This is a genomic window from Mycobacterium sp. IS-836 (genome assembly GCF_001954275.1).
Classification (GTDB): Bacteria; Actinomycetota; Actinomycetes; order Mycobacteriales; family Mycobacteriaceae; genus Mycobacterium.
The window spans coordinates 33,278-44,514 of the sequence record NZ_MBEU01000039.1; the positions used below are offsets into that span (position 1 = coordinate 33,278).

Annotated in this window: 8 protein-coding genes; 6 read left to right on the plus strand and 2 right to left on the minus strand. The window is 66.6% G+C overall.

Annotated features, from left to right (window positions below; translation table 11 throughout):
* The first annotated feature begins 133 nt into the window (after nucleotides 1–133).
* Both eccB and eccCa read left to right on the plus strand, forming a co-directional pair.
* Nucleotides 134–1,651: a type VII secretion protein EccB gene (eccB, locus tag A5747_RS11840; RefSeq protein ID WP_076124294.1), complete on the plus strand. Its 1,518-nt coding sequence runs from the start codon at nucleotides 134–136 to the stop codon at nucleotides 1,649–1,651.
* Entirely contained in the window at nucleotides 1,648–5,817 is a 4,170-nt protein-coding gene (gene eccCa / locus A5747_RS11845) for a type VII secretion protein EccCa (RefSeq protein ID WP_076124296.1), read from the plus strand. Before eccB ends, eccCa begins: the two co-directional genes overlap by 4 nt.
* A 1-nt stretch (nucleotide 5,818) precedes the next feature.
* Here the strand turns inward: eccCa and A5747_RS11850 are convergent, their stop codons facing one another.
* Complete coding sequence (locus A5747_RS11850) at nucleotides 5,819–6,994, minus strand: cytochrome P450 (protein ID WP_076124298.1); 1,176 nt, start codon at nucleotides 6,992–6,994, stop codon at nucleotides 5,819–5,821.
* 106 nt (nucleotides 6,995–7,100) lie between these two features.
* Between A5747_RS11850 and A5747_RS11855 the strand changes: the two genes are divergently transcribed.
* The 4 genes from A5747_RS11855 (at nucleotide 7,101) to A5747_RS11870 (ending at nucleotide 10,900) form a co-directional block, all read left to right on the plus strand.
* Nucleotides 7,101–7,295, plus strand: coding sequence for a ferredoxin (locus A5747_RS11855; protein ID WP_076124300.1), 195 nt, complete (start codon nucleotides 7,101–7,103; stop codon nucleotides 7,293–7,295).
* A gap of 406 nt (nucleotides 7,296–7,701) precedes the next feature.
* Nucleotides 7,702–8,946 (plus strand): PPE family protein, encoded by a 1,245-nt coding sequence (locus A5747_RS11860; protein WP_076124302.1) that lies wholly within the window; start codon nucleotides 7,702–7,704, stop codon nucleotides 8,944–8,946.
* Nucleotides 8,947–9,020: 74 nt separating this feature from the next.
* Complete coding sequence (locus A5747_RS11865) at nucleotides 9,021–10,238, plus strand: PPE family protein (RefSeq protein ID WP_139333143.1); 1,218 nt, start codon at nucleotides 9,021–9,023, stop codon at nucleotides 10,236–10,238.
* A 362-nt stretch (nucleotides 10,239–10,600) separates the two neighbouring features.
* The gene (locus A5747_RS11870) at nucleotides 10,601–10,900 is read left to right on the plus strand and encodes a PE family protein (RefSeq protein WP_076124307.1); all 300 of its coding nucleotides are present in this window, start codon (nucleotides 10,601–10,603) and stop codon (nucleotides 10,898–10,900) included.
* Nucleotides 10,901–10,914: 14 nt separating this feature from the next.
* Here the strand turns inward: A5747_RS11870 and A5747_RS25455 are convergent.
* Nucleotides 10,915–11,237, minus strand: a 323-nt coding sequence (locus A5747_RS25455; protein ID WP_217695734.1) for a hypothetical protein, incomplete at its 5' end; no start/stop codon positions are given.

Genomic DNA, 11,237 nt, shown 5'->3' on the forward strand with positions numbered 1-11,237 from the left:
GATATAGCAATACGTAAAAGCGAACGCGAATCTCGCCGCATGGCGATGTGTTTGCGGGTGCCTTACGGTTATCGGGTAGTTCGCACGCCGGACAACGTCCAGGCGTTCTAGCAGACCGGATGGTGAAAATAACGTGGCGGAGGAAAGTCGCGGACAGCGTGGGTCGGGATACGGCCTCGGTTTGTCGACCCGGACCCAGGTAACCGGCTACCAGTTCCTGGCCCGGCGGACGGCAATGGCGCTGACCCGCTGGCGGGTTCGTATGGAGATCGAGCCCGGGCGCCGGCAGAACCTGGCCGTGGTCGCGTCGATTTCCGCGGCGCTCGTGATCTGCCTGGGAGCGTTGCTGTGGTCGTTCATCAGCCCGTCGGGCCAGATCAACGAGTCGCCGATCATCGCGGACCGCGACTCGGGCGCGCTGTACGTCCGCGTCGGTGACAAGTTGTACCCGGCGCTGAATCTCGCGTCGGCGCGGCTGATCACTGGGCGCCCGGACAACCCGCACCTGGTTCGCTCCAGCCAGATCGCCAAACTCCCGCGCGGCCCGATGGTCGGCATCCCCGGTGCGCCGTCGACTTTCGGGCCCACCAGCCCCTCCTCGTCCTCATGGCTGGTGTGCGACACCATCGCCTCGACCGGAGCCGGCTCCCCGTCGGGGGTGACCGTGACGGTGATCGACGGAACCCCGGACCTCGGCGGCCACCGGCGGGTGCTGACCGGATCGGACGCGGTGGTACTGAGCTACGGCGGCGACGCATGGGTCATCCGGGACGGACGCCGGTCGCGTGTTGACGGCGCGAACCGGGCGGTGCTGCTGCCGCTCGGAATGACGCCCGAGCAAGTCAGCATGGCGAAGCCGATGAGCCGCGCCCTATTCGACGCGTTGCCGGTGGGGCCCGAACTGACTGTGCCGGAAATCCAGAACGCGGGCACTCCGGCGACGTTCCCGGGAGCTCCCGGGCCGGTGGGCACCGTGCTGGTCACCCCGCAAATCAGTGGGCCGCAACAGTATTCGCTGGTGCTGGCCGACGGTGTGCAGACGCTGCCACCGCTGGTGGCTCAGATCCTGCAGAATGCCGGCGGTCCGTCCAACGCCAAGCCCGTGACCGTCGAACCCGCGGCGCTGGCGAAAATGCCGGTGGTCAACAAGCTGGATCTCTCGTCCTATCCGGACAACCCGTTGAACGTGATGGACATCCGGGAGAACCCGGCGACGTGCTGGTGGTGGGAGAAGACGTCCGGGGAGAACCGGGCTCGCATTCAGGTCATCTCCGGGCCGACCATCCCGGTCGCCCAGGGCAACACCAACCGGGTCGTGTCGCTGGTGAAGGCCGATACGAGCGGCCGCGAGGCCGACCAGGTCTACTTCGGACCCAACTTCGCGAACTTCGTGGCCGTCACCGGTAACGACCCCGGCGCCAAGACGACCGAATCCCTGTGGTGGCTCACCGATGCGGGCGCCCGGTTCGGAGTGGACGACACCCGCGATGTGCGCGAGGCGTTGGGATTGCAAACAAAGCCGAGTCAGGCTCCGTGGGTGGCGCTGCGCCTGCTGCCGCAGGGACCGACGCTGTCGCGAGCGGACGCGTTGGTCCAGCACGACACCCTTCCGATGGATATGTCCCCTGCAGAGTTGGCGGTACCGAAGTGAAACGTGGTTTTGCCCGGCCCACACCGGAGAAGCCCCCGGTAATCAAGCCGGAGAACATCGTCCTCCCAACGCCGTTGAGCGTTCCGCCGCCGGAAGGCAAACCGACGTGGCTGATCGTGGTGGGCGTTCTCGTCGTCGGCCTGCTGATCGGCATGGTGGCGATGGTCTTCGCCAGCGGCTCGCGCGTATTCGGCGGCGCCGGAGCGATTTTCCCGATCTTCATGATCGGTGGTGTCGCGATGATGATGTTCGGTGGCCGGTTCGGCGGCCAGCAGCAGATGAGCCGGCCGAAGCTGGACTCGATGCGCGCCCAGTTCATGTTGATGCTGGACATGCTGCGCGACACCGCCCACGAGTCGGCGGACAGCATGGACGCCAACTACCGGTGGTTCCACCCGGCGCCGGACACGCTGGCGGCCGCGGTGGGGTCGCCGCGGATGTGGGAACGCAAGCCCGACGGCAAGGACCTCAACTTCGGTGTCGTCCGGGTCGGTGTGGGCATGACGCGCCCCGAGGTGACGTGGGGTGAGCCCCAGAACATGCCGACCGACATCGAGCTGGAGCCGGTGACCGGTAAGGCGCTACAGGAGTTCGGGCGCTATCAGAGCGTCGTCTACAACCTGCCCAAAATGATTTCCCTGCTGGTCGAACCGTGGTACTCGCTGGTCGGCGACCGCGACCAGGTACTGGCGCTGATGCGGGCGATCGTGTGCCAGCTGGCGTTCTCACACGGCCCCGACCACGTGCAGATGGTCGTGGTGACTTCGGACCTGGAGGAGTGGGACTGGGTCAAGTGGCTGCCGCACTTCGGGGACCCGCGGCGCCAGGACGCGGCGGGCAACGCGCGGATGGTGTACGCGTCGGTGCGCGAATTCGCCGCCGAGCAAGCCGAATTGTTCGCCGGCCGTGGCTCGTTCACGCCCCGGCACGCCAGTTCGTCGGCGCAGACCCCCACGCCCCACACCGTGATCATCGCGGACGCCGTGGATCCCCAGTGGGAGTACGTGATCAGCGCCGAGGGTGTCGACGGGGTGACGTTCTTCGACCTCACCGGTTCGTCGATGTGGTCATCCGTGCCCGAACGCACGTTGCGATTCGACGACAAGGGCGTGATCGAGGCGCTGCCCCGCGACCGCGACACCTGGATGGTGATCGACGAGAAGCCCTGGTTCTTCGCACTGACCGACCAGCTCAGCGCCGCGGAGGCCGAAGAGTTCGCGCAGAAGCTGGCGCGCTGGCGCATCGCCGAGGCCTACGAGGAGATCGGCCAGCGGGTGGCTCACATCGGCGCCCGGGACATCTTGTCCTACTACGGAATTGATGATCCGGCCGACATCGACTTCGACGCGCTGTGGGGCAGCCGCACCGACACCATGGGCCGGTCGAGGTTGCGCGCGCCGTTCGGCAACCGCTCCGACAATGGCGAGCTGCTGTTCTTGGACATGAAGTCGCTCGACGAGGGCGGCGACGGGCCGCACGGCGTCATGTCCGGGACAACGGGTTCGGGTAAGTCGACGCTGGTGCGTACCGTGATCGAGTCGCTGATGCTCAGCCACCCACCCGAGGAGCTGCAGTTCGTTCTGGCCGACCTCAAGGGTGGGTCCGCGGTCAAGCCCTTCGCCGGGGTGCCGCACGTCTCGCGGATCATCACCGACCTCGAAGAAGACCAGGCGCTGATGGAGCGCTTCCTGGACGCGCTGTGGGGCGAGATCGCCCGCCGCAAGGCGGTGTGCGACAACGCCGGCGTCGACGACGCCAAGGAGTACAACAGCGTCCGGTCCAGGATGCGCGCCCGCGGCCAGGACATGCCGCCGCTGCCGATGCTCGTGGTCGTCATCGACGAGTTCTACGAGTGGTTCCGCATCATGCCGACCGCCGTCGACGTGCTGGACTCGATCGGCCGGCAGGGCCGCGCATATTGGATCCACCTGATGATGGCGTCGCAGACCATCGAGAGCCGCGCCGAAAAGCTCATGGAGAACATGGGATATCGCTTGGTGCTGAAGGCGCGCACCGCGGGTGCGGCGCAGGCGGCCGGTGTGCCCAATGCGGTGAACCTCCCGGCCCAAGCGGGTCTCGGTTACTTCCGGAAGAGCCTCGAGGACATCATCCGGTTCCAGGCCGAGTTCCTGTGGCGCGACTACTACCCGCGCGGGATCGACCTAGACGGCGACGAGACGCCGCAGCTGGTCCACAGCATCGATTACGTACGCCCGCAATTGTTTACGAACTCGTTCACCCCGCTCGAGGTTAGTGTCGGCGGACCGGATGTCGACACCGTGGCCGCCGAGGCGAATGGAGAGGCGCTCGAGGTCGAGTCCCTCGAGAGCGAGGACGACGAAGAGGGCATCAGGACACCGAAGGTCGGCACGGTGATCATCGATCAGCTCCGCAAGATCGATTTCGAGCCGTACCGGTTATGGCAACCGCCGCTGACCCAGCCCGTCGCCATCGACGAGTTGGTCAACCGCTTCCTCGGCCGCCAGTGGCAACAGGATTACGGCACCGCCAGGGATCTGGTGTTCCCGATCGGGATCATCGACCGCCCGTTCAAGCATGACCAGCCGCCGTGGACGGTCGACACCTCCGGGCCCGGTGCCAACGTGCTGATCCTGGGCGCCGGCGGCTCGGGCAAGACCACCACACTGCAGACACTGATCTGCTCCGCCGCGCTGACCCACACGCCGGAGCAGGTCCAGTTCTACTGCCTGGCCTACAGCAGCACCGCGCTGACGACCGTCGCCCGTCTGCCCCACGTCGGTGAGGTGGCCGGCCCAACGGATCCCTATGGCGTGCGCCGGACGGTGGCCGAACTGCTGGCGCTGGTGCGGGAGCGCAAGCGCAGCTTCCTCGAATACGGGATCGCGTCGATGGAGGTGTTCCGGCGGCGCAAGTTCGGTGGCGAGGCCGGCGCGGTGCCCAACGACGGGTTCGGCGATGTCTACCTCGTGATCGACAACTACCGGGCCCTGGCCGAGGAAAACGAGGTGCTGATCGAGCAGGTGAACATGATCATCAACCAGGGCCCCTCCTTCGGGGTCCATGTGGTGGTCACGGCCGACCGGGAGTCGGAGCTGCGCCCGCCGGTCCGGAGCGGTTTCGGTTCCCGGGTCGAGTTGAGACTGGCCGCGGTGGAAGACGCCAAGCTGGTGCGGTCCCGGTTCGCCAAGGACGTTCCGGTCAAGCCGGGGCGCGGCATGGTCGCGGTCAACTACGTCCGGCTCGACAGCGACCCGCAGGCGGGTCTGCACACGTTGGTGGCGCGTCCCGCGCTGGCCAACACGGCCAACAACGTCTTCGAATCCGACAGCATCGTGGACGCCGTCAGCCGCATCGCGAGCGGCCAGGCGACGCCGGTCCGCCGGCTGCCCGCCCGGTTCGGCGTGGAACAGGTGCGCGAGCTGGCCGCCCGGGACACCCGCCAGGGTGTGGGCGCGGGCGGAATCGCCTGGGCGATATCGGAATTGGACCTGGCGCCGGTGTATCTGAATTTCGCTGAGAATGCCCACCTGATGGTGACGGGCCGTCGCGAATGTGGCCGAACCACGACGCTGGCCACCATCATGTCCGAAATCGGCCGTTTGTACGCGCCGGGCGCCAGCAGCGCGCCGACGCCCCCGCCGGACCGGCCGTCGGCCCAGGTGTGGCTGGTCGACCCGCGCCGTCAGCTGCTGACCGTGCTGGGCTCCGAGTACGTCGAGAAATTCGCCTACAACCTCGACGGCGTACAGGCGATGATGGGTGAGCTCTCGGCGGTGCTGGCCAGTCGGCAACCCCCGCCCGGCCTGTCCGCGGAAGAGTTGTTGTCGCGGTCGTGGTGGAGCGGTCCGGAGATCTTCCTGATCGTCGACGACATCCAGCAGCTTCCCCCGGGCTTCGACTCGCCGCTGCATCAGGCCGCACCCTGGGTGACCAGGGCGGCCGACGTCGGCTTGCACGTCCTCGTGACGCGGACGTTCGGCGGCTGGTCGTCGGCGGGCAGCGACCCGATCCTGCGGGCACTGCACCAGGCGAACGCCCCATTGCTGGTGATGGATGCCGATCCTGACGAGGGCTTCATCCGCGGCAAGATGAAGGGTGGTCCGCTGCCCCGTGGCCGCGGTCTGCTGATGGCCGAGGACACCGGCGTGTTCGTTCAGGTGGCGGCGACCGAGCTACGCAAGTAGGTCAGCCCCAGCGCAGCGGTAATGACTTGAGCGCGAAGGACTTTGACGGGAATTTGATTTCCGGGGCGTAGTCCGTCGGCGCCTCGAAGTCGGGGATCTGCCGGAGCCACTCGCCGACGATCACCGTCAGCTCGATCCGTGCCAGATGGGAGCCCAGGCAGCGGTGCGGTCCGCCGCCAAATCCCCAGTGCCGGTGCACTTTTCCGTCCATTACCAAGTCATCGGTGGACCAGGCGTCGCTGCCGTCGCGGTTGACCGCCGCCATGCACAACCGGACCTGCGAGCCCGGCGGCAGCGTCATGCCGCCGACGTTGACGAACTCGGTGACGATCCTGGGCGCCACCGGCGCCGGCGGCTGCAGTCGAATGATTTCTTCGATGAAAACCCTTATTTGCTTGGGATTATCGCGCAGCTCGGCGCGCAGCTGCGGCCTGCGCGCGAGCTCGAACAGAGAAAAGCCGATGATCGCCGTCACCGTGTCCAGGCCCGCCAGGACCAACAGGTGGCTCATGCCGAGCAGCTCGAGATCGGTGAAGTCCCCCGGCCCGGTCATCACCCGCGACAGCATGTCTGGGCCCGGCTCCTTGCGGCGGTGTTGGACCGCCGCGCTGAGATAGTCGAGCAGTGCCAGCTCTGCTGCCTGGATCTCGGCGATGGTGACGTTGTCCTTGTCGCCGATGATGGCGTCTTTCCACGCGATGAGTCGGTCGCGGTCCTCCAGCGGCAGGCCGTAGAGGTCGAGGAAGGCCTGGAAGGGGTAGAGCCTGGCGAAATCCGCCATGACCTCGCACTCGCCCCGGCCGGCGAGCGCCCCGATCATCTCGGCCGCGTGCCGCTGCAGCACCGGCTGAGACTTACTGAGCGCGGCCGGGCTGAAATACGGCTGCAGGATTTTGCGGTAGCGCGTGTGCTGCGGCGGGTCGAACGCCAGCGGGAGCACCGGCAACGGATCCGAGGGCGGTTGCAGGATCGTTGACGAAAAGACCTTGGGATTGCGCAGCGCGGCAAGCACATCCTCGCGTCGCGTCAGGTAGTAGTAGCCATTCATGAACACCACGGGTCCGGCGTCGCGCAGCGTCTTCCATCCGACTCCCCGGTCTTCGGCCATCGGCAAGGTGTGGTAGTCGAGGCGCGGTAGGTAGAACGTGCCCGGCTGCCAATCGCCAAGGGTGCTCATGCGCTCCGATCCCCGGTTGTCTTCCCGGTCTAGACTCTAGCGACCGACCGATCTAACCGCCGATTTGTCAAGTCCGATTCGGCACTAGCCGTCGGGGGAGGAAGCCGTGAGGGTTCGTCTCGAGAAGTCGAAGTGCGTGGGCCACGCGCAGTGCTATGCCGTCGACCCAAACCTGTTCCCCATCGACGAGTCGGGCTATTCGGTCCTCGAGGAGCACGAGGTGGCGCCCGGGGATGTGCAGTTTGCGCGCGACGGTGTGGCTTCATGTCCGGAGATGGCGCTGATCCTCGAAGAGGAGTGACGGCCGAAAAGCAAACTGCGGGTGAACAATCGGTTGTCGCAAATGAACAGGAGCTGGCCTGGAATGAATAGTGGCTGGCGGGTAATCAAAACGTGGCGCCGTTGGTCGGTATGGGCTCGATGACCCGCTAATGTCTTGTGCGAGCGGCAGTTCAGACAAAAAGTGAGCTGTCGCTCGGTTGCTGACAGTGGGGCTGAGCTAGGCAATGCGCATGTCTTTCCGGACCGGACACCCGGCCATTCCGTTTGCCGAGTCGAAAGACCCCCGTCAGTGACTCGCCTAGGGCCAGCGCGGTCCCTGGGGTCGCAATTGGCGACAACGCCCGTCGACCAGATCGCGACCCCGCCCACAGATCGTCTGACGGCTGCGATCGCAAGCGCGATCACGGTCAACTGAGGAGGACACGGTGTTGGACTTCGCGGCGTTACCGCCCGAAATCAATTCCGGTCTGATGTATGCGGGTCCTGGCTCGGGGCCGATGTTGGCGGCGGCTGCTGCGTGGGATGAGTTGGCGGCGGAGTTGGCCGCGGCCGCTAGTGGTTATGGGTCGGTGGTTTCGGAGTTGACCAGCGCGCCCTGGGTGGGCCCGGCCTCGAGGTCGATGCTGGCCGCGGTCAGTCCCTACGTGAGCTGGCTGTCCACGGTGGCCGGGCAAGTCGAGCAGACCGCCAACCAGGCCCGCGCGGCCGCGGGGGCCTACGAGACCGCGTTTATGGGCACGGTGCCCCCGCCGGTGATCGCGGCCAACCGGGTGTTGTTGATGACGCTGATCGCGACCAACTTCTTCGGCCAAAACACCCCGGCCATCATGGCCACCGAAGCCCAGTACATGGAGATGTGGGCCCAAGACGCCGCCACCATGTATGCCTATTCGGCCTCAGCGGCGCTGGCCTCAGCCTTGGAGCCATTTGATACCCCGCCGAATACCACCACCCCCGAGGCGCCGGCCGAACAGGCCCTCGCGGTAGCCCAGGCCCAGGCCACCCCGGCGGGCAACTCCGCCCAAAACGTCGCCGCGGTAACCCCGCAACTGGCCGCGGCCACCACCACACCCACCACCCAAGCCACCACGGCCGCCACCACCACAACCGGACCCTTCACCTGGCTGCAAAACCTGCTCGACAACCTCTCCACCCAAGGCCTGCCCACCCCCACCAACAACTGGCTCGGACTCGTCCCCGCGAACTACGACACGGTGCTGAAACGAATGACGGGCTTGCCCTATCAGTCGAACGGCCTCGCCAGCTTCTTCTCGAGCATTGCGCAGCAAACGTTCAACGGTCCGGTGGGAACGACGGCCGGCGCGCAAGGCGCCTTCTTTCCGACGCCGCAGTTCGCCGCGCTGGGCGTCGGGGGATGGACCTTTCACCCAAGCGCTCTGCCCACGGCAAGCCTGTCGGCGGCCACCAAGATCGGCGGGTTGTCGGTCCCACCCAGTTGGGCCAGCGCCACCGGCGCCGAAGAACAAGCCGCCACCAAACTCGTCAGCACCCAACTGCTCAACCCCGACGCCGCCAACGCCGCGGGAACCAACGCCGCCATGCGCGGCGTCCCCCTCGTCGGCGGACGCGGCGCACAACGCACCGGCAACCTCGGCGTGCGCTACGGCTTCCGCTACAACGTACTCACCCGACCACCATCGGCAGGATAAAGAAATGCCGAAGACTAGCAACCACATCCCGAAGGCCTTGCGCCGGAAGGTCATTGAGGAGGAACCACATGTCCATTGATTTTGGTGCGTTGCCGCCGGAGGTTAATTCTGCGCGGTTGTATGCCGGTGCGGGGTCGACGTCGTTGACGACGGCGGCGTCGGCGTGGAATGCCCTTGCCGCGGAGTTGCAGTCGGCGGCGTTGGGGTATGAGAACGTGGTCACTCAGCTTTCGAGCGAGGAGTGGTTGGGGCCGGCCTCGGCGTCGATGGCCGCGGCGGTGCAGCCGTATGTGGATTGGATGAGCACCACGGCCGCTCAGGCCGAGCAGGCCGCCAGTCAGGCCAGTGCGGCCGCGGCGGCCTTTGAGCAGGCGTTTGCTTCGGTGGTGCCCCCGCCGTTGATTGCGGCCAATCGGGCCACGCTGGCTCAGGCGGTGGCCACCAATGTGTTGGGGCAAAACACCGGGGTGATCGCGCAGTTGGAGGCCCAATACGGGGAGATGTGGGCCCAAGACGCCACCGCGATGTACACCTATGCGGGTCAGTCGGCGACCGCGACCAAGGTGACCCCGTATACCGCGGCCCCGCAGGTGGCCGATCCCTCGGCCTCGGCCAAGCAGTCCGCCGCCACGGCCACGGCCGCGGGCACCTCGGCGGGTACCGCGCAAAACACCCTGCAGCAGGCGGTGACCTCGACGCCGAGCCAGTTGCAAAGCCTGGCCAACCCGACGGCCAATGCCACCACGGCCACCGATCCGTTTTCTGAGATCTGGTTCCTGTTGACCGGCCAGACCGCCTCACCCACCAACCTCGGCGCGGTGCTGAACGGGTACGCCCCGTACGCCGGTTTCTTGTACAACACTGAGGGTTTGCCGTACTTCAGTGTTGGTATGGGCAACAGCTTTGTGCAGATCGCCAAGTCGGCGGGCATCCTCGGTGGTGCCGCGCCCGCGGCGGCCAAGGCCGCCACCGGTGCCGCCCAAGGCCTGGGCGGGCTGGGTGCTGCCCTGGGCGGCGGGGGCAGCCAGGTGGCCGCCGGGTTGGGGCACGGCGCCCACGTGGCCGGGCTGTCGGTGCCCCAATCCTGGCCCGGAGCCACCGCGCCCTCCATCGCCAAACCCATCTCCGCGGTCCCGGTCAGCGAGGTCATCACCGCACCGGACTCCGGAGCCGGCAACCTCGTCGGCGGCGTACCCGCCTCCGGAGTCGGCGGCCCCGTCCGCGGCGCCGGCGCAGGCCCACGCTACGGCTTCAAACCCACCGTCATGGCCCGCCCCCTCTCCGCCGGCTAAACCGTCTTGTTGATGCTCTGGTGGGGGGTCCCTCGGGGCCGGCCCACCCGCGACGTCATCGTTGCTGGGGCCGGGCCCAAGTTAATCCGCCGGAAGATTTTTAACGGGGACTATCAGCACCACACCCCCCGCGAATGCACCAGCCAGGGGACTTTCGCCCGGGCGGGGGGCCGGGCTTTGCTGTGAGAGGGCCGTAACCACCCCAAACGGGGCCAAACGCTGTTACTGTGTCGTTACGAAAAATGAATTCGCAGTAGCGTTTCGTGAACACTTGCGAACAGGCGGCCTCGGAGCACGGTTTCCGGGGGCGCCGTCATCTACTCTCTTGCAGGGAGTAGGGGATAAATCGAGGGAGGAACAGTATGTCGTTTGTGACGACACAGCCGGAGGCTTTGGCCGCTGCTGCCGGCACCCTGCAGGGCATCGGCTCGACTCTGAATGCCCAGAACGCTGCCGCCGCGGCTCCGACGACCAGCGTGGTGCCCGCCGCCGCCGACGAGGTGTCCGCGCTTACCGCGGCTCAGTTCGCCGCGCATGCGCAGATGTACCAGGCGGTCAGCGCCCAGGCCGCGGCGATTCACGAGATGTTCGTCAATACCCTGGGCATGAGCTCCGGCTCTTACGCCGCCACCGAGGCAGCGAACGCAGTCGCCGCCGGCTGACCGGCGCTCGCACGTTAAGGCTTTGGACGGACCCCCACCGAAGTGGATTCCTTGGCAAGCTTCCAGCAGTTCAGTACTCCGTCGACTCCAACGCCGCGGTTAGGGTCCGACGTCCGTCTCACTGTGTTGAGCGTCCGGTGGCCGCCGGCTGACGCGAAGGGGGGATCATCTTCATCCATGCGGCTCGACGGTTGCGCCACCGCGTAGCCGGTCCGGCCATCGTCGTCCATCACACCGAAAAACCTAAATAACTGAGTAATAAGGAGATAGCCAAGATGGCAACACGTTTTATGACTGACCCGCACGCGATGCGGGCGATGGCGGGCCGCTTTGAGAT